Source organism: Parafrankia sp. FMc2 (assembly GCF_041008525.1).
GTDB lineage: Bacteria > Actinomycetota > Actinomycetes > Frankiales > Frankiaceae > Parafrankia.
The window spans coordinates 1-24,552 of sequence record NZ_JBFLUG010000041.1 but is presented as its reverse complement, the minus strand read 5'-3'; the positions used below and the strand labels follow the sequence as shown (position 1 = coordinate 24,552).

The window sequence follows — 24,552 nt, the reverse complement described above, 5'->3', positions numbered from 1 at the left end:
TCCTTGTGTCGGCGCGGGCCGACAGGGCCGTAAGTGGCAGGGCCGTAACCGGCCCGCCCTGGACCAGCGGCATCAACCGGGAGGGGTGCCCGGGGAGCTTCTGACGCAGGGCGCCAAGCAGGACCTCGGCATGGTCGTTCGTGACGATGGTGTCAGGCGCGATGGCGTGGAGACCGCCCCGGGTGAACGGGGCCAGGCTGATCTCCCAGCGCAGGCAGCTGAGCGCCGCACCGAACACCTCGTTCATGGCGTGGCTTCCGGGAAGCAAATCGAGGGGCGTGTGCACCGCATGGCCGATCTCCCAGACGAGGCGTTGACATCCTCTCCACCTTGAAGGGTGGAGATTCCAGCCTGCTACGCCGCTGTGGGCGTGAGCTTCTGGCGGGTTCCCGTTTCGCGGCGCGGTGCCGGCACGGGTGCCGGTCTTACCTGCGCTCCCCGGGCGTTTACGGTCTCCGCCTGCCCGGCGGCGACCTTGCGTCCCTCGGCTCTGATGTTCCGGGCCGCGTTGACGTCCCGGTCGTGGACGGTACCGCAGGCCGGGCAGGTCCACCCCCGGACGTCCAGCGGCTTCGGCCCGTCCTTCACCCCGCAGGCCGAGCACACCTGCGAAGACGGGAAGAACCTGTCGACGCGGGCGAACGTCCTGCCGTACCGGGCGGCCTTGTACTCCAGCATGCCGACGAACTGGGACCAGCCCGCGTCGTGCACCGACCGGGCCATCCGGGTCCGACCGAGACCGGTGACGCACAGATCCTCGACGTAGACCGCTTGGTTGTCGCGGATGATCGCCGTGGAGAGTTTGTGCTGCCAGTCCCGCCGGGCGTCGGCCACCCGGGCGTGTGCGCGGGCCACCTTGACGACGGCTTTCCGTCGGTTGCTGCTGCTCTTCTTCTTGCGGCACAAGTCTTTCTGTAACCGGCGCAGCGTGCGGTGCGCGCAGCGCGGGAACGTCGGCGACGTGACCTTCGTGCCGTCCGAGAGGACCGCGAAGTGCGTCAGACCCAGATCGATACCCACCTCGGACTCGACCGGCGGCCACGCCTCGTCCGCCGTCCGCACGACGAACGAGGCGAAGTACCGGCCCGCCGCGTCCCGGATCACGGTCACCGACGAAGGCGCGGCGGGCAGGTCCCGCGACCAGCGCACCGCCACGTCCCCGATCTTCGGGAGGCGCAGCTTCCGCCCTGCTGTGACCGTGAAGCGGGCGTTCTTCGTGAACCGGACCGCCTGCCGGTTGTCCTTCCGCGACCGGAACCGGGGCGGGGAGACCTTCCGGCCCTTCCGCTTCCCGGACACCGAGGAGAAGAAGTTCCGGTAGGCGGTGTTCAGGTCGGCCAGCGCCTGCTGGAGCACCACGGCGGACACCTCGCCGAGCCACGCCCGCTCCGGGGTCCGCTTCGCCTCGGTGATGACCCGGCGGGACAGTTCCCCGTCCGAGATGGAGGGCAGCCCGGCCGCACGGGCGTCCTGCCGCAGCCTCAGCGCGTCGTTGAACACGACCCGGGCACAGCCGAACACCCGGGACAACGCCGCGATCTGACCCGACGACGGGTCGAGACGGTAGTTGTACCGAAGCTGCACACGACCATTCTACACTTGGTCTATGGCTCCAGATCTCGACGTTCGCACTGGCAGGCACTGTGTTTTCGTCCTGCACGCCCACTTGGTTTTCGTGACGAAGTACCGGCACCGTGTGTTCACCGACCGGCACCTGACCCGACTGGAGGAGATCATGCGGGCGGTGTGCGCCGACTTCGAGGTCGAACTGGTCGAGTTCAACGGCGAGGGCGACCACGTCCACCTCCTCGTCCACTTCCCACCCAAGGCCGCCCTGTCGAGCTCGTCAACAGCCTCAAAGGCGTGTCGTCCCGCCGGATGCGCCAGGAATTCCCCGACCTCGCCCGGCACTACTGGCGGGCCAACCGGCTCTGGTCCGGGTCCTACTTCGCAGGCTCTGTCGGCGGAGCGCCGCTGTCGGTCCTCCACCAGTACATCGACCAGCAGAAACGCCCGGTCCAGAGCACGCTCAGGCCGCAAGGCGGCCTTCCCACGCGGCCCTTCACCCCCGTCCTGAAGGCCGGAGCACTGGCCCGCATTTCGGTAGCGCGATTCTACCCGGTGCGGCGTCGTCGACCTGTCCACCACCTGCCAGACGGCGGGGGCGGCGGCGTGTAGTTCGGTGATCCGGCATCGTTCACGACAGCCCGCACCGGATGATCCCGGCGTGACCGCAGTTCTCCGTGAATACTTTTCTGCTCAACCGGGGGAATGGTGGCATCCCGGAATGCGGAATCAGTAAGCCGCTGATGACTGTCTCACCGTCGGGTGGCGGCCCGGGTGTTCGCCGAACTCGACGGTCTCGATCGGCAGAGCACACCGGTCGCTACCTGTCGGCAAGATCTGCCGGTCGCCCCGGTTGCCCCGCGGGCCGCTGGCTGCACACCAGCCCGCAGTCCCGTAGTCGCAGGCGGGCCGAGGCGGGCCGAGGCGGGCACAGGGGTAGAGGCAGGGGCGGCGCGGCCAGAACCCGCGAACCCCGGATGTCCGTACTTGCGGATATTTTGGTGTTTCAACACCTCATATGCGGAGATTCGTTAAGGTGCGGGAAGTGGACGGGAGGAGCCTCCGGGCACTCCGTCGCTCCCGCGCCTGACCCTCCGCGGGCGACGGAGCCGCAGCTGGTGAGCTTGCGCCTCTCCGTTCTCGCCTCCGCTCGCAGACAGAAGGAAAGACGGTCAGATGTCGCCGCACCCCACCCGCAGGGTCCTCATCCACAGGCACCTCACCCGTGGGGTCTTCTCCCGCCGGTGCACCGCCCTGCTCGCCGTGCCCACGCTCCTCATCGCAGCGTTCGTCGCGTTCCTGCCCGGTGCGGCCGCCGAGGCCGCCGGGGCCTCCGGGGCAGGCCAGCGCGCCGCCACGTCCGCCCACCACCCGAAGCCCCCGAGGCCGACCCCGCCGCCGCGGCCTGCCGCCTTCGTCGTCAAGGGTGCTGTCGCGCACCCCGTCCGGCTCACCGTCGCCGACCTGGTGAAGTACCCGCAGCACACCCAGCAGGTGTCGTTCGCGAGCGGCAGCGGAACGCAGACGCACACCTACACCGGCCCCCGGCTCGTCGACGTCATCCAGGCGGCCGGCCCGAAGTTCCGGCCCGAGGTCAAGAACGACCTGCTCCGCTACGCGGTGCTGATCCGCGCCAGTGACGGGTACGAGTCCGTGCTGTCCTGGCCCGAGATCACCGAGGGCTTCGGCGGGGTCCAGGCCCTGATCGCCGCCACCGAGGACGGCGTCTCCCTCGCCGCGGACGGCCCCCGGCTGACCGTGCCGTCCGACACCAAGGGCGGCCGGTACGTCTCCTCGATCTCCTCGATCACCCTGGTACGCGTCGGTTCGTAGGGCGCCCGGGTCAGGCCCGGGTCCCCGCGTCACGACCAGGGCCCGGGCTCTGCTCGGCCCCTCGGCCCCTCGGGAGCCCGCCTGTCGCCACCGGCCCGATCGGGTGTCCGGCCGACGGCTGCCGGCTCGGGCGTAATCCGCCCGCAACAGGACCTGGCTACTGTCCAGCCTTGACGTCCTCCCTCGCCTGAATGCGGGGGATTCCAACTCCTACACACTCACCCGAGGGAGTGTGGTTCGTTGAGGTTCGCGGTTCACGGGAAGCCCTGTCGGGCCGCCTCCCGCGCGTTCACCGCACGCCCTGCGGCGATGTTCCGTGCAGCGTTCACGTCGGCGTTGCTCTCATGTCCGCAGGCGACACACCGGAACACCGCTTGACTCCCGCGATTCCCGGGCGCCGTATGCCCGCAGGCCGAGCAAGGCCGACTGGTACAGGCGGCCGGTATCTTCTCCGCCCGCCCGGGTACCTTCTGTTCCAGGCGCTGAACGAACAAACCCCAGCCGCCAGCGAGGATGCCCCGGTTCAGGCTGGCTTTCTGTCGGACGTTCCGCCCCGGGTTCTCGGCCGTGCCCCGGGCGGAACGGGTCCTTCTTCCGATAGGTCGGCCGCCGGTGCGGACCGCCGAAGAAGTTTCGCATCGCCTGGTCGAAGTCCCGCAGGGCCTGCTGCTGAACAGTCTGCTATCCGGCTCGCAGCCAGTGGACCTCCGCCCGCGCCTCGGTCAACTGCCGGCAGTGCTCCAGATGGTTCGGCGCCTTGCCCGGTGGGGCGTCCGCCATTCCTGCTGCTCCACCGCCAGATTCCGCGCAAAACGCGCATGCCTGCAGTGCTCAACCGGCCCGCCGACCTGTCCGGCGGACGGATAGAGCCGAAAGCGGGGCACGCCAACATTCTACCGAAAGGACCGAACATGCATTCCAGTGTGGAGCACCGTTTCCTCTCCGGCCGGAAGACCGGGGTATCCACGGCGAGTTCCCGATGACCTTGAGCATCCGCAATCGGCTCACCGGTACCGTCGCCGAGATCACCGGCGGCGCTGTGATGGGCACCGTTCGCATAGATCTGCCGAACGGCGAGACGCTCACCTCCGCCGTCACCATGGACGCCATCAAGGACGTCGGTGTCGCGATCGGCAGCGAGGTCGAGGTGCTGATCAAGGCGACGGACGTCTCCCTGGCCATCGGTGCGACCTCCGGGCTGACGATCCGCAACCGGCTCAGCGGCACCGTGGTCGCCCTCGACACCGGCGGCGCGATGGCGCTGGCCCGGGTCGCCCTCGGGCCCGGCACCGAGCTGACCGCCGCGATCACCCGCGCCGCTGCCGACGACCTCGGCCTCGAGCCGGGAACGGCGGTCACGGCACTGATCAAGTCGACGGAGGTCGCCTTCTCCGCACTGTGACGCAAGGCCGCCAGCCGCCGCCGCCAGCCGCCAGCCGGCTGTCGGCGGCCGGCGGCCGGCGGCCGGCCCCGCCGCCCTACATCTTGCGGAAGTCCCAGCTGCTGATCTTCTCGGGGACCACCCGCAGCCAGGCGTGCCGGCCGTCGTAGTGCATCTCGTCGCGGCCGGTGTACTTCCGGGCGTACAGCAGCTCGGTGTTGGCGAGGTCGGGGTCGGGGGTGCTGGTGCGCGGGGCCTCTCCCACGCTCTCCGCCCGGCCGCGGATCTCCACCCCGCGCAGCTCACCGAAGCCGTGCCCGGTGTCGATGACCACGGCGACCCGCGGATCACGCTCGAGGTCCGTCCAGCGCTGGCTTCTCACGACCGAGTTGAGCCACAGCGCCTGCCCGTCCCACACGAACCACAGCGGTGTCAGATGAGGACCGCTCGGGCTCGTCGTCGCCACCCGGCAGGTGCGCTCCTCGGCGAGGAAGGCATCCACCTCGTCCTGGGCCATGGCGATCTTGCGGCCCCGACGCTGCTCTCTCATCGTTGTCCCTTCGTCAGCCCGGTGTCTTTCGACCCTATGGCGGGCTCCAGGCCAGATGCGCCGCCTTGCCAGCCAGCGGCCAGCGGCCAGCGGCCAGCGGCCAGCCGCCGGCAGCCGGCCAGCGGTGGCGAACCGACCAGGCTAGGGCCGAGCTCGGACGGTCTGGGGCAGAACGAGAAAACACTTGCATAGCCTTGCAGATGAGGTGGTGTGGACCGTACCGTTCTCGTCGCCGTGGTGTTCGGGAAGACCGGTGTGATGCCGGAGCGGCCCTCGCCACTGTGATCGGGATGTCGACAGCCACTCCCCGCCTGCCGGGGAAGCCACTGGGCAGCGGGCCACACGGACCGCACGCCCGGGAAGGCGGCCGCCGGCGCACCACCCGTCAGCCAGGAGACCGGCCACGGCACCCGCGATCCGTCCACGAGGTGTTGGAAGGCGGCCGATTCCGGCATGCGCGCACGTCTGGTGGCCCTGAGCGCCACCCTCCTACTCACCCCCGCCCTGCTCGCCGCCTGCGGTGACGACGGGACATCCTCGTCACCGCAGGCCGGCGCGGATGCCGACGCCCGGGGGTGCGTGACCGACTTCGACCCGGCGGCCGACTACTTCCCGGACCGCTCGACGCTGGAACACGCGAAGAACTTCACCGTCCGCTACGAGAAGGCCTACCAGGTCCTCACCGTGAAGGAGCCGTACCCGGACGGGAAACCCGAGTCGTACGTGCTCTACCGATGCGGGACGCCCGAGCCAGAACTGACCGGTGAGCTCGCCGGCGCACCACGGATCGAGATCCCGGTCCGCGGCCTCTACTCCGGCTCGACCACGCATCTGCCGCTGCTCGTGGACCTGGGGCGCGAGAACGTCCTCACCGGAGTGGCGAGTGCCGCGACCGTCGTCGACAAGGACATCCGGGCCCGCGCCGACGCCGACGAGATCGTCGAGTACGCCCCCGGCGGCCAGATCGACACCGAGCGGGTCGTCACCGCGGCACCGGACATCGTGATGACCGGCGGCACCGAATCCGCCGAGTACGGAACGCTGCGGGACGCGGGCATTCCCGTCGTCGCCAACGCCGAATGGCTGGAGGCCGACCCGCTCGGCCGCGCCGAATGGGTGAAGTTCATGGCCGCCCTCACCGGCGACGAGGCCGAAGCGGCGAAGGTCTTCGACCGGATCGAGGCCGACTACACCGCCATCGCCGACCGGGTGCCCGGCGGCGACCCGGTCTCCACGCTGATCGGTACCATGTACCAGGGCACCTGGTACATGCCGTCCGGTGGCAGCTACGTCGGCAAGCTCCTCGCCGACGCCGGCGCCACCTACCCGTGGGCCGGCGAGACCGACACCGGCAGCCTCGAACTCGACTTCGAGACGGTGTTCACCGAATCCGGCAGCGCCCCCGTCTGGCTCGCCGACGGCGAATGGGAGAACCTCGCCGACGTCACCACCGAGGACGAGCGGTACGGCCAGCTCGCGGCCGTCCACGGCGGGCAGGTGTGGAGCAACACGCTGGTCATCGGGCCGGGCGGCGGCAACGACTACTGGGAACGCGGCGTCACCCGGCCCGACCTCGTGCTCGGCGACCTGGCCGCGATCCTGCACCCCGACGCCTTCCCCGACCACACCTTCGCCTTCTACCGCCGCATCACGTGACGACGTCACCGACCTCCACGTCCCCCACGGCGGTGCCCGCCGGAGCTGCCGCGGGGGAGCCCCTCGCGGTTGAGCGCCGCGGCCGCCGCCGGGTGGGCGGGCGCCGGGCGCTGGTGCTCGGCGGGCTCGTGGCGGCGGTCGCGGCGACGTTCCTGCTCGCGCTCGCCGTCGGCTCGGTCGCCGTCCCACTCGACGAGACCCTGCGGGTCCTCGCCGGGCGGGCGCCGCACGACCCGCGGTGGACGGTCGTCGTCGGCCAGATCCGGCTGCCCCGCGCGCTCACCGCCGCGCTTGCCGGCGCGGCCCTCGGCGTCGCCGGGCTGCAGATGCAGACCCTGTTCCGCAATCCGCTCGCCGACCCCTACTCGCTGGGTGTCAGCTCCGGCGCCAGCCTCGGTGTCGCGCTCGTCGTCGCCGGGATCGGCGGTTCCGGCGGGACCTTCACCGCCAAGGTCGCCGGCAGTGACCGGTTCGGCGTCGTCATCGCCGGGGCCGCGGGCGCGGCCATCGTCCTGGCCGCCGTGCTCCTGCTCGCGAACTGGGTCCGCTCCGTCGTCACCCTGCTCGTCATCGGCGTCATTCTGGGCAGCGCCGTCAGCTCCGTCGTCAGCCTCCTCCTCACCTGGACTGCCCCGGAACGCGCCATCCAGTACTGGACGTGGTCCCTCGGGAGCTTCGCCGGGACGTCCAGCAGTGACCTGACGGTCTTCGCGCCCGCGGTCGGCCTCGGACTGCTCGTCGCGCTCGCCTCGGTGAAGCCGCTCAACGCCCTGCTGCTCGGCGAGAACTACGCCCGCACGCTGGGGCTGCGGCTGCGCCGGGTCCGCGCGGTGACGCTGCTCGGCGCGTCCGTGCTCGCCGGGGCGGTCACCGCCTTCTGCGGGCCGGTGGCCTTCCTCGGCATCGCGGTGCCGCACGTCGCCCGCCGCCTGCTCGACACCGCCGACCACCGGGTGCTCGTCCCCGGCACGCTGCTCACCGGCGCGCTGCTCGCGCTGGCCTGCTCGATCGCCGCCCAGCTGCCCGGCACCGGCCTCGTCCTGCCGATCAACGTCATCACCGCGCTGGTCGGCGCACCGATCGTGATCGCCGTCCTGCTGCGCGCCCGCGTCGACGTCGCCGGAGCCGCCTGATGGCACCGGGCCTCGTCCTGGCGGACCTCGCCGTCGGTTACCGGCGGCGCGCCCTCCGCCCGCCCAGCCTCCGCGGGCGGTCCGGGCGGTCCGGGCGGTCGGGGCGGTCGGGGCGGTCGGGGCGGGAGGTGCTGGCCGGGCTGTCCGCCGCCGCGCCGCGTGGGCAGCTCACCGTCCTGCTCGGCCCGAACGGGATCGGCAAGTCCACCCTGCTCCGTACCCTGGCCGGGCTCCAGCCGCCGCTCGCCGGCCGGATGCGGCTCGACGGGGCCGATCTCGCCCGGCTCGGCGGCGCCGAACGGGCCCGGCTCGTCGGCGTCGTGCTCACCGACCGGGTCCAGATCGGGCTGCTCACCGCCGCCGAGCTCGTCGGCCTGGGCCGTCACCCGCACACCGGCCCCACCGGACGACTCACCGACGCCGATCACGCGGTCGTGCGCTGGGCGCTCGACGCCGTCCACGCCCGCCATCTCGCCGCCCGCCCCGTCGGCGAACTCTCCGACGGCGAACGGCAACGGGTGATGATGGCCCGCGCGCTCGCCCAGGAACCATCCATGATCCTGTTGGACGAGCCGACCGCCTTCCTGGACGCCCCGTCCCGTGTCACTGTCACCGCCCTGCTGCGCAGGCTGGCCCGGGAACGGAACCTCACCGTGATCGTCTCCACCCACGACCTCGAACTCTCCCTGCGTGTCGCCGACCAGGTCTGGCTCGTCGACCGGACGGGGGCCCTCCACACCGGGCACCCTGACGAGGTGGTCGGCTCCGGCGCGGTCAACACCTCCTTCGACGGCGACGACCTCCGCTTCGACCCGGCGACCAGAACCTTCGAGCTGCGCGGCCCGCTGTGACGAGCCAGCCAGCCCCACACACCGCGGGCCCCTCCACCGGAGGCGCCTCGACCGGGAGGTACCGATGAGCGGTTCCGCGGAACCGGCCGACAGCGCGCGGGTCCGCTCCGCGCTGGCAGCCCTCACCGCCATCAGCCCCTACTTCGAGGCGGACGTGCCGTCGGCGGCGCCGACGATCAGCACCGGCGGCACAGCTGATGCCGACGGGACCGCTGACGCGGACGAGACCGCGCCCGTGTCGGTCAGCGAGCTGTACCTGGGCGGTGCCGCGCTCACGGCGGCCATCGACGGCGTGAACGCCCGGCTCGGCGGGGTCGAGCGGCGGGTCGCCGCGTCCACCCTCGCCCTCGGCCACGCGGCGCGGCTCTGGTCCGTCGCGCTGGGAACGTGGGCGACCTCGGGCATCGTCCCGGATCTCGACCCGTCCGCACTGCGTGTCCAGCCCCGCCTCACCGCCCCGCTGCGGCTGATCGTCGACCGGCCCGCCGGCTGGTGGCCGACTGCGCCCAGCCCACCCGACCCAGCCGACGGCGCCGACGGCGCCAACGGGGCGGACGGGCCGGTGGCGGCGGCTGGGAGCCTGCTTCGCGAGGTCGTCGTCGAGCGGAACCTGCGGCCCTACTTCGCTGCGCTCCAGGCCCAGACCCGTCTCCCTCCCGGACTGCTGTGGGGCAACGCCGCGTCCGCGCTGGTCGGCGCCACCCGGATGCTGAGCGGATTTCTCGCGGCCCCGCCGGCGCCGAACAGCTCCAGCTCCAGCGCGGGCCGGGCCGAGAGCGGAGCCGTGGGCAGACTCACCGCGCTGCTGCTCGCGACGCCACCGCTGGCCGGCACGACCGTCCACGCGCTCACACCGGACGGGCAGGTCATGGCCGCCTCGGTCGTACGGCGCAGCTGCTGCCTGTTCTACCGGGTGCCCGGCGGCGGCACCTGCGGCGACTGCCCGCTGCCCGGACCACAGGAAAGGACACGGAGATGACCACCGACACCGGCTTCCGCACCGTCGACGAGCTCGGCAACGGCACCCTGCAGATCTGGGACCTGCCGATCGACACCGAGACCCTGCTCGGCATCATCACGGACGTCTTCACCGACCACTGGCGCCAGATCGGCTTCGGGGTCCTGGTCCAGGGAGCCGCCTGGGAGGTCGCGGCCCCCAACGCCCCCCGGAAGATCGCCATGTACGACGGCTACGTCACCGTCGACTTCGGCGCCTGGCACTTCCACCTGTGCATCGGTGAGCACACGGCGAGCGGGCCGGAGCTGGGACGCATCCGCCGCTGCGCCCGCGCCGAGCTGTACCGCAGGCTCGGCCCCGGGGGCGCGCCGACGTCCTGGGGCCTGCGGATGTTCAACGCGATCAACGAGCAGATGATGACCGTCCTGCTGCCCAACCCGTTCCTCAGCGACGCCCAGGAGCTGCTGCCCGCCCCCGACTTCAGCCGGCTCGCCGCCTGGGACCAGCTGCGCGCCCGCTACCTCGGCCTGCCCCCGGACCCGACGGACCGCACCGGCACCGGCTTCCGCCACGGCTGACCCCCAGCGGCCGACCTGGCCGCGGCCGGGCCGCCTTCGACTCTCAGCTCTCAGCGGTCCTGGCGGGAGTTGAGGCGGGCGGCCTGGCGTGTCAGATGGTCGCGTTCGGCGAGGTTGGGTGCCTTCCGGGCCGCCTCGGCGTACAGCCGTGCCGCCGTCGCCAGGTCGCCGTCGCGCTCGTGGAGGTACGCCGCCACCGCGGTGTGGCGGGGGAGGGCGGCGTCCAGCCCCGCAAGTGCCGCCAGACCGGCGCGCGGCCCGTCCGCCTCGCCGACGGCCACCGCGCGGTTGAGCCGGACGACCGGGCTGTCGGTCAGCCGGGCGAGCTCGTCGTACCACTCGACGATCTGCACCCAGTCCGTCTCCTCGACGGTGGGCGCGTCGGCGTGCAGTGCCGCGATGGCCGCCTGGGCCTGGAACTCGCCCAGCCGGTCGCGGGCGAGGGCGGCCTGCAGGATGTCGACGCCCTCGGTGATCAGTGTGGTGTCCCACCGGCCGCGGTCCTGCGCGGCGAGCGGCACCAGCGCCCCGTCAGGCGCGGTCCGGGCGGCGCGCCGGGCGTGGTGGAGCAGCATGAGGGCGAGCAGCCCCGCGGCCTCCGGGTGGTCGATCGCCGCCGCGAGCTGCCGGGTGAGCCGGATGGCCTCGGCGGCGAGGTCGACGTCGCCGGCGTAGCCCTCGTTGAACACCAGGTAGAGGACGCGCAGCACGGTGGCGACGTCCCCGGGCTGGTCGAACCGCACGTCGGAGACGGTCCGCTTCGCCCGGCTGATGCGCTGCGCCATGGTCGCCTCGGGCACCAGATAGGCCGCCGCGATCTGGCGGGTGGTCAGGCCGCCCACGGCCCGCAGCGTGAGTGCGACCGCGGACGCCGGCGTCAGCGACGGGTGCGCGCACAGGAAGTACAGCGCCAGCGTGTCGTCCACCGCGGGGGCGGGCCCTGGTGCCGGCTCCTCGTCGACGACGTCCTCCCGGCGGCGGCGGGCCGCGTCCGCCCGGGCCGCGTCGAGGAACCGACGCCACGCCACGGTGACCAGCCAGCCCAACGGATCCCGCGGCGGGTCGGCCGGCCAGGCGCGGACCGCCTCGACCAGCGCGTCCTGCACGGCGTCCTCGGCCGCCGCGAAGTCAGCCCCGCGGCGGACGAGGATCCCGAGCACCTGGGGGCTGAGGCCGCGCAGCAGAACCTCATCCACCTCGGAGGTCAGTGGCACTCGGAGATGGTGGGCGGCGCGGTCAGGAACGGGCGCAGCTCGAGCCACTCGTGGATCGGCTTCCCACCCGCCCCGGGGGCAGCCGACAGCTCCCCGGCCAGCTCGACGGCACGCTCGTAGCTGTCGACGTCGATCACCATCCAGCCGGCGATGAGATCCTTCGTCTCGGCGAACGGGCCGTCGGTGACCGGCGGGCGTCCCTCGCCGTCGTACCGGACGAACCTGCCCTCAGCCGCGAGCGCCTGACCGTCGACGAACTCGCCGGTCCCCTCGAGCCGGGCCGCGAAGTCGTTCATGTACTGGATGTGGGCCGAGATCTCCTCCGGCGTCCACTTGTCCATCGGCACGTCGTTCACCGCAGCCGGCGCGCCGCGGTAGTGCTTGAGCAGCAGGTACTTGGCCATGACGGTTCTCCTCCGTGCTGGTGCGGCCCATTGTGGCCGCGTCCACCCCAGGGACGGAGCCAGCCACGGCATCTCGACATCCCCGCCCGAACTTTTTCCGGCGATCGTGGACGGACCCAGGTGTACGTCGCGCGGCGTGCCACGTCCACGGTGTGGTGCGTGGGCACGTGGGCACGAGGGTGAGACGGAGCGAGGCCCGCCCGCCATGATCCGGCGACAGCCATGAACGCTCGCCAGCCACCTCAGCCACCTCAGCCACCTCAGCCACCTCAGGCACGTCCGGCACGTCCGGCATGATCGTCGACGTCGACGTCGACGTCGACGTCGACCGCCGCACCCCGGACCGCCTTCGTCGTCAGCGACCCGCCGACCAGTCACGTCGGCGTGCTGTTCAAAAGCTGCGAACTCCCAGCAATTCTTGACGGTGTGTGGCGCACCCGACGACCAGAAGAATCTGACCATGCCGCCCGGACCCGGGTAAAAGCCAGAACGGGATCTGTGTTTCCGGGAGTTTCAGAGGAACACGGCCAACCTCCATGGCCCGCCCAGCGGAGGCCCTGTCATGAAAGGCCCTGACCGCGGGTAGGAGACGCGGTATCTGTCGTAGACCGAAGGGCGGCCGTATGACGAACCGGGTGTACGTCTGGAACCAGACCCCTCCGACGCTGTCGCTGCAGTTCAGCCAGCTCGGCGCCCCCCTGGAGCAGGGAACGTACTGGGATGTCCTGTCGAAATCCGTCCCCTACGAGGACTCGGGTAATCCCACGGACGTGATGTGGGTCGACAACAGCGAGGGAATCAAGGACAACCTCGAATATTGGTGGGACATCGACGTCAACCTCCCCGACGGCACCTACCTCTTCACCGCCCAGCCCCGCGAGATCGGAGACGCGGTCGGCTCGGACAAGAGCATCAGCACCAAGCGGACCCAGCCCGACGAGTGGAACGACCCGTGGATCACTGCCGAGGAATCCTGGGGGCCGAACCACATCGTCTCCGTCGACGGTCAGAGCTACGAGATCCAGTACCTCTGGGACTCGATGGGCACCATCCAGGACTGGTGCTTCTCCTTCTGGGTGAGCCCGCCCTCGACGGATGAGGAGCGCCAGCGCCGGCGTGAGGAGATGCTGGCGAAGACCCGCGCCCTGCGTTCCCTGTCGTAAGGGCCGGACTCCACGCCCCACCCGGCCCCATCGACGCACTTCTCCGTGCCGTGCTGCGCCGTGAGACGCAGGCCCGGCCGGGCCAGGACGCGGACGTGCCTCCCGATCATGCTCGCTCACCCGTCGACCAGGGTGGGGGAGCACTGGGAGGCACGTCCCGACCAGGCACGCGGGGCCCGCATCCTTACCCTGGCAGGCAGCACCGGTGACGGTGCTCCCGGGCCCGGTTGCGGCCGCTGTTCCCTCCGCCCTGCGGGACGCCAGCCGATCCGTCCGCCGCTCGGGCCACACATCACCCGGACCGCTACTCTTGGGGGGTGGTCGCCACACTCACGGTGGCCCGCCGGGGCGGTAGCTCAGCCGGTCAGAGCAGCGGACTCATAATCCGTCGGTCGTGGGTTCGAGCCCCACCCGCCCCACCAAAACCTCTGGTAGAAGGCCACTTTCGAGCCTATCGGGCAAGCCGTGAAGATCGCAAACCCCACGGAAACCCCACGCTTTGCGAAGCTGTCGACGGTCGTCGTTGATCTTCGATGCCACTCGTCGTTGGCTGCTGCCGCATCTGTCCATCCGGCCCGCGTGAGGCAAATTGCGGGCATGCGGCGGGGATCGGCGGGCGCACTGGCCGGCGCTGCACCCGTCTCGCCGTGACCGAGGATGCCTGTTCGCCGATCATCACGTGACGATCGTGTTGCGTGTGTGCGCCCGGATGATGTTCATGGCGGCGCGCGGTGCGGTGCCGCTATCCGGTGCCGAGGTCGGTGTCGTCCGATGAGCGGTTCGCCGCGATCCACGCGCGGACGTCGTCCTCGTCCCAGAAGCGGCCGGCCGGGGTCTTCTGCGCAGGCTCCGGGAAGTCGACCTTCCGCGTGATCTGGTCGGCGCGGCGGCGTGAGAGGTGCCCGTCCGGCGACGACGGGCGTAGCAGCTCCTGCACTTCGGAGATCGTGATCAGCCGGCCCACCACTACGAACCTAGGGACTACCACCCTAGGACTACCGATGGTGGAAGAGCGCGTGTAGCGTGCCCAGTAGCCCGAAAAGAGGCGGGCCGCCCTCGGTGAGTCAGCACCAGGGGCGGCCCTCGGCACCGACCCTTCAGGAGGTCGACACCGTGTCCGACATGTTGTCAGCTCCCGCGCGCACCGCCAGCGCTGGGAGCGCCCCCGACACCACGCTCACGATCAACGAGGAGGGAACAGGCCCGTACCACTACGTCACGGTGACCGTCCCGGACGGCATCCACCCTGCGACGCTCGCGGCTGCACTGCGCACACTGCCCATCGTGTGCGTCTTGGCATCGATGATGGACGGCAAGCTGTCGTTCAAGGTCATCGGCCACGACGACGAGGACGAGGACGCCGACCTGAGCACGGTCGGAGCGGCCCTCGGCGCCTTCACCGGTGAGTAGGGCCGTGAGCGCGACGACAGGTGCCCGCGTCGTGATCCTCGCGAGCGACGACCCGAGACCGGTGCACCTGATGTTCGTGGAGTCCGACGGTCGGCCCTCACCGCTGCGCCATCGGCCGTCGGTCATGCTCGCCGTGCGGTACGTGGAGGCGATGACCGGGATCATCGACCCGAGCGTTGCCGCGCGGCGGACGTGGCTTGTCAGCCCGTGCGACTGCGGATCGGCACGGGGAGGCTCCTGACCATGCCGGGGTGGCCGTTGGTCGCCTGACGGCGCCGCCGGTCGGCTCCGTCACAGGAGAATCCGAACTCCATACCGAAAACGGAAGTGACCCCCGGCACCTGACCAGGTGCCGGGGGTCACTTCTATTTTAGGGATTTCTGCGGGCCGGTGTTCGGGCCGTGGGTCGAGTGGTCCGCCCGCCGAAACTGGTTATCGTCGATTCGTGGGCTGGAAGTTCCTGGCGGGCAAGGGATTCCCGGTGCTATTAGCTCCGCTGCTTCTCAAGCCAGTCGGCCACTTGCGCCGAATCGAAGCGGAGATACCGCCCGACTCGATAAGCTGGAGGACCATCGCCGGTACTTCGCCATTTGTAGATGGTGTTGACGGGTACGCCGAGGTAACGGGCCAGATCGCTAGCTGTCCAAAGTCGCGTACCGCGTTCTTCGGGGTTTCCGGTAGTCGACGCCGATCCGGAAATTTTCGTAGGCATTTCGCTCCTCTTGGCGAGAGTGATGTTCCGTTTGGTCCCGTGCGACCTCGTCGCATGCTGCTACGCTGAGTGACCTCTGACTCTCGCGGTCTAGCAACGGGTGGGAAGGGGGTGAGAGTGCCTATCTGGCCGGTTCCGCAGCTCTCCGCCGGAGCCCTGCTAGGCCACTAGAGCCCAACTCAGAGGCAGTTCGGGCTGCTAGAGGTGCTGCTAGACCTAGCAGGTGGGGGTGCTAGACCTAGCAGCGCAAGCGGTCAGCCACTGCCCCCGATTCTGCTACGATCCGTGATCGCCGAGACGATCTGCTGCCGCTCGATCCCGCGCCGGTTGGCGCCTTTCCCGCCGGTGGTCGTGCCCCAGACCTGCCCGGGGGAAATCCCGTAGGGCTTGAGCGCGACGGTAAGTTGCTCGGCGCCCCATCCGGTGTACGCGTCGGGGCGTAGTTCGGCGAGTCGGGCGACGATCGTCTCCGACCACACCTTGGTTTCGCTGGCCGGAATTACGGCCAACACGTCGTCCAGAATGGTCGACGTCCGGTCGGTCGGTACTGGCGCTGCTTCCCCTGCCGCGATTCCGGCGAGCGTGCCGGCCTGGATACGCGCGGCGCGTGCCCGGTCGGCTATCTTCTCGGCTGTCGGCGTGTCGATGTAGGAGGCGCGGACGATGAGCGGGTCATCCGTGGCGCCGACGAGGTAGCCGATTCCCTTGTCGGTGGGCCGGAGCGTGGTTGCCCGGATGCCGTTCTTGTACATCGACGTCCCGAGGATCATGTCGTTTTCGACCTGGCCCATGACCCGCAGGCAGAACCGCACCGACACGCTGGACGACACCCCGGTCGGGAGGCTGTTGGCGTCGGGGCGTTGGGTGGCCAGGACGAGGACGACCCCGAGGGCCCGTCCGAGCTTGATGACGTCGGTGGCCAGCGTGCCGGCTTCCTCCCCGTAGACGGGGTGGGTGAACAGGTTCTGGCACTCGTCGAAGAACGCGACGAGCAGGTGCAGGCCGAGGGAGCGGCGGTTGGCCAGTGCGCGGGTGACCTTGCCGTCCGGGCACAGGTCCTTCGGGAGGTTCTTCAACACTCCCGCCCGCCGGACGACCTCGGCCCGCAGGTCCCGCAACGCGACCAGGGCCGCTTCGATGCTGGGATCGTCGATGCCGGTGACGTACCGGTGAGCGAACTTCTCGGCGGCGTCCAGGTCGCCGGTGCCCTTGAGGTTGAACACCCACGTCTCGCACGTGGGGTCCAGCCCACAGGCGAGCAACAGCACCCGCACCGCCGAGGTCTTGCCCGCGCCCGGTAGCGACCCGACGAGGACGTTGTTCTCCGGCAGGAGCACCGTGACCGGCCGGCCGCGAGCATCGGACCCGAACGGCAGGGGCGCGAACACGTCGGCGGTGCCACGCCGTGCCAACGGCCACTCGGCGGCGTTGGCCTTGGACATGTCCTCGTCGCCCACCCACAGGATGAGCCGTCCGGCATGGGTGTCGTGGACGGCTTCGGGCCACACGCACCCGATCGGACGCCGCAGGCCGGACGCGAGACGTTCCCGGCGGTCGAGGATGTCGGACACGGTCACGCCGTAAGGGAGGTCGACGTCCGCGCGCCATCCGGGCCCATCGCGGGTGATCGGTGCCGGGAAGGTAATCCCGCCGCCTTCCCGTCGCGCCTTGTTGATCTCGGCAATACCGAGGGACTCCAGTGCACGCACCACTATGTCGGCGGTCAGCCGACCAACCTTCGTCGGTGTCACGGCCGGCCCGACGAGCGGCCGGTCCGCCGGCGCGCCGATGAAGCCCAGGACGCCGACCAGTACCGCGAGGATGGCCAGATGGACGGCCGGGGGAGTCGCTGTCCACGCGATCGTGAACGCCGCGATGGACGGCAGTCCCGCGGCGAAGGCCATGATGGTGCGGACGCGGACGCGAGCATCCCGCAGCTTCGCCAGCCTGAGGTACTCGCCCGTCTCCTCCCGACGGATCGCCGTCGCGCGGGCCGGTCGAGTTTCGGCGTCGGTCAGCCATCCGGCGGTACCGGTCGTCACGCGGCCGAGGCCACGGGGAGCACGCCAGAGCAGCACCGCGGCGTAGAACGGTAGCCGGACGGCATGGAACAGGGCCGTGTGGAAGCAGTAGCCAGCGAACCACCGGGCCGCCGATCGCAGTGCCGCCCACGATCGCAACCAGGTCGGCAGGACCGGCCGCCGCGCGCCGGACCGGGCAAGCGCCCATGGACTCGGCGGCGGTTCGGGCGGGTTGACCGGGACGCCGGTCACGACCACGTCCTCGGTGTCGGACCGGCCGTCGTGCGGCATGGCCTTCACGAGGTCGTACACGATCTGCGCTGGTGTGGCGGGTAGCCGGTCGCCGGACCCGTACGGGACGAGGCTGCCCGCCTCGGGGCTGACGTCGGGCACCCACCCGCCGGTGCGGTGCGGCGCACCGGCCGGATCGGACGGTGCCGGGGGCGGATTCTCGGACATACTTGTAGTTCCTCCGTGAGAGCGGGGAGCCCGGGGCGCGGCGTCTGTCTTGGCGGTCAGGACCGCGCCCCGGGGCGGATTCAGCGATTAGGTGTGGCGTTTTCCTTACGCCGCTGCATTTCCTCCAGACGGCGCCGGTCGGTGGCCTCGCGGTTTTCCTCCGCGAGTCGAATAAGCAGGATCGCGAACAGGCTTGCATTCGAGGGGACGAGCGCCGAGACGATCGTCGCGAGGACGAAAGACGGCATGCGGTTCCCCTAAACCCCGATGGTCGAGACGATCCCGACGACCTCGCCGATGATGTCGCCGATCGTCGGGGCGAGTCTGGACGAGGCCAGGTAGAAGCCGAGCACGATGCACAGCAGCGCCGACGAGATGGAGAGTCGGTAGGAGCGGACGAGAACCACGACCGCGAAGAGCAGAAGAACGACGATGGAGATGCTCGCCATGGTGAACGTCGAATCCTTTCCCTGGAAAATCGAACGTGACTTTGTGGCGTCACACGCTGTCGGGACCGAAGTTGCAGTCGTTGCTGATGTCACCGCCGAGACCCTCGTCGGGCTCGTCGGGAATGGGCTCGATCCCCGCAGCCACCGCCCACGCGTTGTACAGGTCGTGCCACGCCTTCCGCGTCCTCGCGTGGTGCCTCTCCAGTTCGGCGAAGACGAGGTTCAACGCCTTCCGGAGGGACTCGTCGGCGTGGTCCATCCACAGCACATGCAGGACAGATGACGCGGTGTAGCCGTCCCCGTGATCGGCGTACGCTCGGGTGGCGCGATTCTCCAGATCGGCCAACACCAGGCTCCCGAAAACCGCGGCGTCGCCGGTCCCGGTGGTGCCCGCGTTACGTGAGTTGGACATTTCTATAGCTCCTTATGCCGTGGGTGAAGAAACGGATTACTGGAGTTCGGTGCCGGACTGGCAGTAGCCATGATGAAGTGGCGGGTGATCCTCTCGGCCTGACTGGCGTTCTCGGCCAGGTCCTCCAAAAGAGTTCGCCCCTGCCGCAGAGAATCGGATTCTTCTCGCTACTCCCGTAGTCGGTGGACGCTCCACATGACCGCGACGACAAGGGTTCCGACGACCATGAAAGGAAGAATCGCAGGAATGACCTTGATGAAGAGCCACTGAAGGCCGGTCAGGAAGAGGAACAGAGCCCCGGTCCCCAGCGTCCAGCGGAGGATGGTCCCGAAGGGCGATCGATAGTAGTAGCGACGCATTATTACCTCCAGTGGATAGGTGTTCTGTCGGCGGCCATCGCTCGGCGGGTTCGCCTATCAGGCTCGCTTTCCGGTGGCTGCCGTTCGACATTTCCCATCATGGGGCAGTCGCCTGTTGGGATTCGCAGGCCAGAACGCCGAGTTCCGGATGGGTATCAGTTGGGAGAGAGCGAAGAACTGCGCACGGAACGTCGGCAATGCGCGGCGAAAGTGTGGGAGGACTGTTGGGAAAGTGCTAGCTGACTGCTATCTGTGCAGCTCAGCGCAGGTGCAGCCCGTAGTGATCGGACGGCCTTGGAACGCCCCTGGATGCCTCAAGCGTCGGCTGTAGGACGCAAACGCAGGCAAACATGGCGATCAAGCTGCAAACCTGGCATGCTCTTGGGTCGTCCCGGACGGAACACGTCCCCCGGCAAGGTCCGGGACACCCGCCACAGAGAGGAGGCGAACCGACGGGGGACGCCGTGGGGTCACACTGGCCCCTGTCGAACCGCGATGATCACACCGACCGTTGACTTCGAGGCTCTCCGCTCCGAGCTGCGCGCAACCCTGCGCCACGGCGCACGGGCCCGGTCGCTGCTCGACCGTATGGCGCTCGTCGACCTGCTCAACCCAGCAAAGCCGAGTGAGGAGGCACCGCCCGACGCCCAACGGGCACTCGAAGCCGCGCGGTTGGTGGCTGACACCGTCGACGCGCTCGACCCGCCGATAGACCGGATCATGTCGATCATGCTGTGCCTGGCACCGGGCACCGCGGGCATGACCCTCTCGGCGCGTCGTAGGCGCGCGGCAGACCTGGTCGACATCCAGCCGGTCACGTTCCGGACCGAGGAACGCTACGAACAGGCGTTCATCACCGAACTCGCGCTTGCGCTCTACGGGCGCCTGATCGGCTGCACCTGACACACGACGAGGGCCGCTTCCCAGGAAGATCGGGGAAGCGGCCTCGTTCATATCCAAGCGGTCAGCCGGCAGAAGGCGGCATAGACCGAATGCTCTCACGCAGTAGCATTTGCTCGAACTCTTCGACGTCGTCAACGTCGGGCCGGTAGGTGGCCATGCGGTGCTGAGCTTGCGTGAACCAAGAGGTCAGAGAATCAACGTCTCCAGGGTTGATGCGGCCCTTTATCACCCCGTGGGCAGCTATGACATCGAACTCCTGCCGGAGCAACTCCGGCTTGGGGCGTTGGGGGTTCACCCAGTCATCAACAGGCACCGGACGAACGCGCGCCGGCGCGTCGTTCCATGCCAGGTTCAGCGTGAGGTCGACAGTGAAGCCGCCGGGTAGGTCGGCAGGCCACAGGGACCGGACCGCGGCTCGTTGCCCTGACCACGGGGTCGCGCCGACCTTGGGCAGCATCTCGGGGAAGATGCGGCCCGCCAGCGGAGCCAGGAAGCCGTAAAGCCACATCTGCGGATAGAGCGGACGCCAGTAGAGGTCGGCTATCGTCGCGTCGACGATTCCCGTCATGATCGGCCGAAGCAGCGTCGCGGCGATCGGCTCAGAGCCAAAATATCGAAAGTCGCCATCCACAGTCGCCACGACTGTGCCGGTGGCTTCCGAGAGTGCGGCTTTGACCGCGTTGCCCTTGCCCTTCTCGGCTTCGATCACCCGCGCGCCAGCCGCACGGGCGAGCGTCGCGGTCTCGTCGGTGCAGGCGCTTGCCGCGACGATGACTTCGCCATCCGTGCCGAGTATCTCGATCGCTCGGCGAGCCTCGCTGACGACCTCGGTGATGGTCTCGGCTTCGTTGTGGGCGGGAATGCAGATGCTGACCGGCCCGGTCCGGTCGGCCAGGGAGCGGTGCCCGACGAGCGTGAGGCCGAGGGCAGGGTCGATGAAGGGCTCGTCAGCCAAGGAACGCCCCCTGCCACAGTGGGTTGCGGTCCCGATGCGGTCCGATGATGGATTCCTCGTGTGGGTCGAGCGGGATCAGCCGCGGGTCGGACCACGCGGCCTGGACGTCGGCCGGTGGTGTCTGTTCGGTCCAGAGTCCATCTTCGACCGCCGGGGCGGTGCGCGTGCCCGCCCGACCGAGGATGAGCAGCCGGACCGTGTACTCGCAGCCCTCGGGAAGCGATCCACCGGCGCTCCCCTCGGCGCCGCTGGCGGCAAGGTGCCGGCGGACCCGACCGATCCAAGCCGCGTGGTCGGCTTGGGCGGCGGCGTACCTGTCCGGCGCGCCGCCGAGGTCGCTCGGCGGGTCATAGAGCAGGACGCGCCGGAAGCAGAAGCCGGTCTGCTCCTTGAGCGCCCGGCGGAACAGGACGAGGTCGAGGTCGTCCCGGACCCGCTGGTGGTCGGGATCGGTGAGCCACGGCGTCGCGACCTGCACCGTCCACACGGTCGCGGCACTCTCGACCGTGGGCAAGTTCCGCCGCCACAGGTCCGGCGCGGGAGTAGGCCCGGTGCTCACCGGAGGATCGCTTCGACGATGCCCAACAGTTCCTGTCGCCGTGCCGGTCGGTCGCCGAGGCGATCGGCGGTGCGGGGCGACCATGTGAGCATGACCGGCTCCGCAGGTCCGTCAGTGGTCAGCGAGAAGCGGGCAAGCTGCAAGGCACCGGCGACGAGCGGCTCAGGCAGGCGATCGACGAACTCGCGGGCGTCGTCCGGCCGGTGCATCTGGAGACAGCACAGGGCCGCGAGCGTCGTCGCGGCCGGCCGGGCGTCCGGCCCGTGTAGGTCGAGAGTGCCCGGATGCCCGGCGGTGCCGACCGCGGTGTCGACGGTGCGCCATAACGAGCGCCGAGTAGGGAACTGAGACAGCGCGGTCGAGAGCCAGTCCAACGCGCTGTCCGGGTCGGGAAGGCAGTCGTACGTCGCGAACATCGTGATCTGTGAGCGCAGATACCGCCGGTCGGTCGAGAAGGTCGGGTCCTGCTCGAAGCCGGCCGGTGGAGTGAAGCGGGTGTTCCGCAGACCGGCGATGACGGTCGCGCACAGCTCCAGCGCGACGGTGTGCAGCCCTCCACATGCCGCGACGACCTCGGCGGCGCGCCCGTCCTCGGTGCGGTGCGGCCGGGAACCGTCGGCACCGATCCGTCGCTCGATCTCGGTGAAGATGCAGTCGTCGTTCCAATAGTTGCCGTAGAACTTCTCACCGGTGATCACCTCGGCGAGTACGTACAGACCACTGCCGACCCAGGACCCGCCGAACTCGCACATGGACCACAGCCACACCAGCACCGCGGCCGGATCGCTCAACCCGTACGGCCAGGGGTCCTCTGCCTGCCGGTAGAAGCCGGGCGGGTCCGGATCGACGAACTGAACGATCCGTAGCCGGCCCTTGGCGACCGACGAGATCACCTGTCGGGCGCTGACGTCATCCGGCCGTTCCTGAAGCCGCTCGTGCGCGGCTTGCTGAAGCCAGCCGATTACACGGCAGACTTGGCCCAGGGTGACCGCCGCTTCGAGATCGCTGACGTGATCTTCCGACGCCGCTCCGGTGCCGGTCAGCTCGGTGAGTCGGTAGCTGGAGTGCAACGCCCCGTCGATGAGATGGGGCAGTGCGACGCGTGCCGCATCGCCGGTCAGGTCGTGGTAAAGCACCGCGCGCCCGACCCGCTCGATCAGGTACGTGAGCAGCGCCAACCGCCACCGGGCGACCTCGGCGTGCTCGTCGTCCCGTGCCTGCCGTGCCACTTCCGTCATGCGCTGGCCGAGGGCCGCTACGTCTGCGCTGTCGATCGCTGTCTCGACCGCGCCCAAGTAGCCGGCAAGCGCGTGCGCCCGATCGACCCGAACAGGCCGGCCGGACCGCGCGGCGCGCCTGAGATCCTCGGACGCCAGCCGAGCAAGGAAGAGTTGCCGGCCCTCACCGGCGAGCACCCGCAGAAGCGCTTGTAGCGAGTCGATGCCCAACACGAGCTGCGCGACCACGAGCCCGAGACTGAGGTCGGCCAAGAGGCCACCGCGTCCGGTGATGTCGGCGGCTGCAGGCAGCAGTACGGAGAACGTTCCCGCCGTCAGCCAGAGGACCAAGCCGGTCTCTTCGACCAGGTCGAGAAACGACGGCCAGACCGTCTCCGGGTCGGCGCTGACTGCGAAGACGATGGTCTGCGCGGTCAGCAACGCGGTGAAGAGTCCCAAGCCGAGCTGCCAAAGGACACCGGCCTTGGCCGCTGACACCGACGCTCCGAGCGCCCATAACCCACCTGCTCCCACCACGGTGGTTACTACAACGAGCGCCCGAAGCACCAACTTGCGACCTGTCGACACAGTTCTCCCGCTGCCGGACCGGCTCCATCTCCACCGTCAAGTGTTCCATGTGTGGTCCCCACACGTGTGTCAAGCGTCAAGTTGACAGGGCTCTCGCGCCGCTGCCCGGACACCCATGGGAACGAATGGTTCCTTCATAATGGACCGCATGACGAACACAGATGAGCTGAGAGCTGAGCGTGAGGAAATACTTGGGAGGGTTCTAGGCCCTTCGTCGTGGGTCGACTTTGCTGATGTGCAGATTGAACTATTGAGGATGCTTCGAGAAGCGCAAGTTAGGCGTCGAGGCCTTCCGCGGAAGTCGACTGAATATGCTATGTGGAAGCTTCATGAAAGTAAGCTTCGCCTTATCGGGGACACGTTAGCATGGCAGGTCCTCGACCGGCACACGATAAGGAACCTAGCGAAGTCCGAGGCGCCTACGGTGGCGCTGACGGAGAATCAAGGCGATCTCGATTTTGTAATCTCGATTGCACGTCAGATCATAGACACCGGAACTTTTGCAATTATCTGCGATATAACCAGATCCCTAAAGGTGGGAGATATTGTCGTGCGTATGCCGGGTGGGGAGATCGAGGTGGTTGAATGTAAGAACTTCCGCTCGAAAAAGAGTTTGACCAGCGTGGGTGGTCGGGTAGGAAGACAGATTCGGCGAGGAAAATGGCTATCCGAATATCTCACCCGTGGAATCGCTGTCGGAACCAACGCAGAAGCGTTGCACCTGCCGAAAGGAATGGAGACGGAGCAGATGGCGGTGGGGGTTGATGTAGAGGAAGAGTATGACTGGTCACTGCTTACTGATGCTGTCGGGCAAGCATTCGCAACGGGCTTCGGTGCCGCAGCCAACAATCATTCGTTTGTTTTCGCAACTCGTCCCGGCGTTACTCCTCCGACTGATGTCGTGTTTCCCGAACCTCCAGATCCCGGCCAGTCAGCGTTACTGGTTTCCATCGGTCGAGACTTCTTTGAGATGCCTGCGATTCATCGTCCAATCACGCTATGGGAACTTCCGTTGGAACACGTCCTATCGATTTTTGAAGGAGACATCAGCCTCGCGCACGGAGTTTCTGTGCAAGAGTTCTGCGGCGCCTGCCCTGATGGCTCAGAGTGGGAGATCCACTCCATCGATCCTTCTGGATCAATGCATTGCAGGAGAAGCGGCGGAGAAGACATAGTCCTGACAAGTAACTTTGTAAATCGATCGCGCTACGAATTTCAGAC

26 protein-coding genes, 1 tRNA gene, 2 pseudogenes and 1 riboswitch are annotated in these 24,552 nt (G+C 69.0%); of the genes and pseudogenes, 14 read left to right on the top strand and 15 right to left on the bottom strand.

Features of this window, described 5'->3' with window-relative positions; genetic code table 11:
• Positions 1 to 354: 354 nt before the first annotated feature.
• A complete protein-coding gene (locus AB1460_RS16395) occupies positions 355 to 1,584 on the bottom strand; it encodes an RNA-guided endonuclease InsQ/TnpB family protein (RefSeq protein ID WP_368962243.1) in 1,230 nt (409 codons plus the stop codon).
• Positions 1,585 to 1,606: 22 nt separating this feature from the next.
• On the opposite strand from AB1460_RS16395, the pseudogene tnpA reads away from it, so the two are divergent.
• Both tnpA and AB1460_RS16385 read left to right on the top strand, forming a co-directional pair.
• A pseudogene (gene tnpA / locus AB1460_RS16390) lies at positions 1,607 to 2,016 on the top strand (IS200/IS605 family transposase); the annotation flags it as partial.
• Positions 2,017 to 2,742: 726 nt separating this feature from the next.
• Positions 2,743 to 3,399 (top strand): molybdopterin-dependent oxidoreductase, encoded by a 657-nt coding sequence (locus AB1460_RS16385; protein WP_368962242.1) that lies wholly within the window; start codon positions 2,743 to 2,745, stop codon positions 3,397 to 3,399.
• Positions 3,400 to 3,609: 210 nt separating this feature from the next.
• On the opposite strand, the pseudogene AB1460_RS16380 reads toward AB1460_RS16385, so the two are convergent.
• Positions 3,610 to 4,283 (bottom strand): annotated as a pseudogene (locus AB1460_RS16380) (zinc ribbon domain-containing protein).
• A 95-nt stretch (positions 4,284 to 4,378) separates the two neighbouring features.
• On the opposite strand from AB1460_RS16380, the gene AB1460_RS16375 reads away from it, so the two are divergent.
• On the top strand, positions 4,379 to 4,801 hold the full coding sequence (locus AB1460_RS16375) for a TOBE domain-containing protein (RefSeq protein WP_368962241.1): 423 nt from the start codon (positions 4,379 to 4,381) through the stop codon (positions 4,799 to 4,801).
• Positions 4,802 to 4,877: 76 nt separating this feature from the next.
• Here the strand turns inward: AB1460_RS16375 and AB1460_RS16370 are convergent, their stop codons facing one another.
• Complete coding sequence (locus AB1460_RS16370; protein ID WP_368962240.1) at positions 4,878 to 5,330, bottom strand: pyridoxamine 5'-phosphate oxidase family protein; 453 nt, start codon at positions 5,328 to 5,330, stop codon at positions 4,878 to 4,880.
• Between the two features lie 218 nt (positions 5,331 to 5,548).
• Positions 5,549 to 5,751: riboswitch (cobalamin riboswitch) on the top strand.
• 32 nt (positions 5,752 to 5,783) lie between these two features.
• Here AB1460_RS16370 and AB1460_RS16365 point away from each other — a divergent pair.
• The 5 genes from AB1460_RS16365 (at position 5,784) to AB1460_RS16345 (ending at position 10,506) form a co-directional block, all read left to right on the top strand.
• Positions 5,784 to 6,986, top strand: coding sequence for an ABC transporter substrate-binding protein (locus tag AB1460_RS16365; protein WP_368962238.1), 1,203 nt, complete (start codon positions 5,784 to 5,786; stop codon positions 6,984 to 6,986).
• 110 nt (positions 6,987 to 7,096) lie between these two features.
• A complete protein-coding gene (locus tag AB1460_RS16360) occupies positions 7,097 to 8,119 on the top strand; it encodes an iron chelate uptake ABC transporter family permease subunit (protein WP_368962289.1) in 1,023 nt (340 codons plus the stop codon).
• On the top strand, positions 8,119 to 8,970 hold the full coding sequence (locus AB1460_RS16355) for an ABC transporter ATP-binding protein (RefSeq protein WP_368962237.1): 852 nt from the start codon (positions 8,119 to 8,121) through the stop codon (positions 8,968 to 8,970). Before AB1460_RS16360 ends, AB1460_RS16355 begins: the two co-directional genes overlap by 1 nt.
• A 64-nt stretch (positions 8,971 to 9,034) precedes the next feature.
• Positions 9,035 to 9,949, top strand: coding sequence for a (2Fe-2S)-binding protein (locus tag AB1460_RS16350; protein ID WP_368962235.1), 915 nt, complete (start codon positions 9,035 to 9,037; stop codon positions 9,947 to 9,949).
• Complete coding sequence (locus AB1460_RS16345) at positions 9,946 to 10,506, top strand: DUF7676 family protein (protein WP_368962234.1); 561 nt, start codon at positions 9,946 to 9,948, stop codon at positions 10,504 to 10,506. Before AB1460_RS16350 ends, AB1460_RS16345 begins: the two co-directional genes overlap by 4 nt.
• A gap of 50 nt (positions 10,507 to 10,556) precedes the next feature.
• Here the strand turns inward: AB1460_RS16345 and AB1460_RS16340 are convergent, their stop codons facing one another.
• Both AB1460_RS16340 and AB1460_RS16335 read right to left on the bottom strand, forming a co-directional pair.
• Positions 10,557 to 11,702, bottom strand: a complete 1,146-nt coding sequence (locus AB1460_RS16340) for an RNA polymerase sigma factor (RefSeq protein WP_368962287.1) — start codon at positions 11,700 to 11,702, stop codon at positions 10,557 to 10,559.
• Between the two features lie 8 nt (positions 11,703 to 11,710).
• Positions 11,711 to 12,124, bottom strand: a complete 414-nt coding sequence (locus AB1460_RS16335; RefSeq protein WP_368962232.1) for a YciI family protein — start codon at positions 12,122 to 12,124, stop codon at positions 11,711 to 11,713.
• Between the two features lie 623 nt (positions 12,125 to 12,747).
• Here AB1460_RS16335 and AB1460_RS16330 point away from each other — a divergent pair.
• The gene (locus AB1460_RS16330) at positions 12,748 to 13,287 is read left to right on the top strand and encodes a hypothetical protein (protein WP_368962231.1); all 540 of its coding nucleotides are present in this window, start codon (positions 12,748 to 12,750) and stop codon (positions 13,285 to 13,287) included.
• 345 nt (positions 13,288 to 13,632) lie between these two features.
• Positions 13,633 to 13,709: transfer RNA gene (locus AB1460_RS16325), tRNA-Ile, on the top strand.
• A gap of 320 nt (positions 13,710 to 14,029) precedes the next feature.
• On the opposite strand, the gene AB1460_RS16320 is transcribed toward AB1460_RS16325, so the two are convergent.
• Positions 14,030 to 14,251 (bottom strand): helix-turn-helix transcriptional regulator, encoded by a 222-nt coding sequence (locus AB1460_RS16320; protein WP_368962229.1) that lies wholly within the window; start codon positions 14,249 to 14,251, stop codon positions 14,030 to 14,032.
• 158 nt (positions 14,252 to 14,409) lie between these two features.
• Between AB1460_RS16320 and AB1460_RS16315 the strand changes: the two genes are divergently transcribed.
• Both AB1460_RS16315 and AB1460_RS16310 read left to right on the top strand, forming a co-directional pair.
• Positions 14,410 to 14,697: a hypothetical protein gene (locus AB1460_RS16315; protein ID WP_368962285.1), complete on the top strand. Its 288-nt coding sequence runs from the start codon at positions 14,410 to 14,412 to the stop codon at positions 14,695 to 14,697.
• Positions 14,698 to 14,701: 4 nt separating this feature from the next.
• Positions 14,702 to 14,938 carry a hypothetical protein gene (locus AB1460_RS16310; RefSeq protein WP_368962228.1) on the top strand — a complete coding sequence of 79 codons (237 nt, stop codon included), beginning with the start codon at positions 14,702 to 14,704 and terminating at the stop codon, positions 14,936 to 14,938.
• A gap of 246 nt (positions 14,939 to 15,184) precedes the next feature.
• Here the strand turns inward: AB1460_RS16310 and AB1460_RS16305 are convergent, their stop codons facing one another.
• From AB1460_RS16305 to AB1460_RS16280, 6 genes are all read right to left on the bottom strand, one after another.
• Positions 15,185 to 15,409 carry a helix-turn-helix domain-containing protein gene (locus tag AB1460_RS16305; RefSeq protein ID WP_368962227.1) on the bottom strand — a complete coding sequence of 75 codons (225 nt, stop codon included), beginning with the start codon at positions 15,407 to 15,409 and terminating at the stop codon, positions 15,185 to 15,187.
• A 254-nt stretch (positions 15,410 to 15,663) separates the two neighbouring features.
• Positions 15,664 to 17,889 carry a cell division protein FtsK gene (locus AB1460_RS16300; protein WP_368962226.1) on the bottom strand — a complete coding sequence of 742 codons (2,226 nt, stop codon included), beginning with the start codon at positions 17,887 to 17,889 and terminating at the stop codon, positions 15,664 to 15,666.
• Between the two features lie 80 nt (positions 17,890 to 17,969).
• Entirely contained in the window at positions 17,970 to 18,137 is a 168-nt protein-coding gene (locus AB1460_RS16295) for a hypothetical protein (RefSeq protein ID WP_368962225.1), read from the bottom strand.
• 9 nt (positions 18,138 to 18,146) lie between these two features.
• Entirely contained in the window at positions 18,147 to 18,338 is a 192-nt protein-coding gene (locus AB1460_RS16290; RefSeq protein WP_368962224.1) for a hypothetical protein, read from the bottom strand.
• Positions 18,339 to 18,387: 49 nt separating this feature from the next.
• Entirely contained in the window at positions 18,388 to 18,750 is a 363-nt protein-coding gene (locus tag AB1460_RS16285; RefSeq protein ID WP_368962222.1) for a hypothetical protein, read from the bottom strand.
• A 167-nt stretch (positions 18,751 to 18,917) separates the two neighbouring features.
• Complete coding sequence (locus AB1460_RS16280) at positions 18,918 to 19,109, bottom strand: hypothetical protein (RefSeq protein ID WP_368962220.1); 192 nt, start codon at positions 19,107 to 19,109, stop codon at positions 18,918 to 18,920.
• 495 nt (positions 19,110 to 19,604) lie between these two features.
• Between AB1460_RS16280 and AB1460_RS16275 the strand changes: the two genes are divergently transcribed.
• Positions 19,605 to 20,012 carry a hypothetical protein gene (locus AB1460_RS16275; RefSeq protein ID WP_368962218.1) on the top strand — a complete coding sequence of 136 codons (408 nt, stop codon included), beginning with the start codon at positions 19,605 to 19,607 and terminating at the stop codon, positions 20,010 to 20,012.
• Between the two features lie 61 nt (positions 20,013 to 20,073).
• On the opposite strand, the gene AB1460_RS16270 is transcribed toward AB1460_RS16275, so the two are convergent.
• From AB1460_RS16270 to AB1460_RS16260, 3 genes are read right to left on the bottom strand one after another with little or no spacing between them, the layout of a single operon-like run.
• Positions 20,074 to 20,967, bottom strand: coding sequence for a glycosyltransferase family 2 protein (locus AB1460_RS16270; protein ID WP_368962217.1), 894 nt, complete (start codon positions 20,965 to 20,967; stop codon positions 20,074 to 20,076).
• The gene (locus tag AB1460_RS16265; protein ID WP_368962216.1) at positions 20,960 to 21,526 is read right to left on the bottom strand and encodes a hypothetical protein; all 567 of its coding nucleotides are present in this window, start codon (positions 21,524 to 21,526) and stop codon (positions 20,960 to 20,962) included. The genes AB1460_RS16270 and AB1460_RS16265 overlap by 8 nt, the downstream gene beginning before the upstream one ends.
• Positions 21,523 to 23,241 carry a hypothetical protein gene (locus AB1460_RS16260; RefSeq protein ID WP_368962215.1) on the bottom strand — a complete coding sequence of 573 codons (1,719 nt, stop codon included), beginning with the start codon at positions 23,239 to 23,241 and terminating at the stop codon, positions 21,523 to 21,525. The genes AB1460_RS16265 and AB1460_RS16260 overlap by 4 nt, the downstream gene beginning before the upstream one ends.
• A 514-nt stretch (positions 23,242 to 23,755) precedes the next feature.
• Between AB1460_RS16260 and AB1460_RS16255 the strand changes: the two genes are divergently transcribed.
• The coding region (locus AB1460_RS16255; protein ID WP_368962214.1) for a hypothetical protein at positions 23,756 to 24,552 on the top strand (797 nt) is incomplete at its 3' end.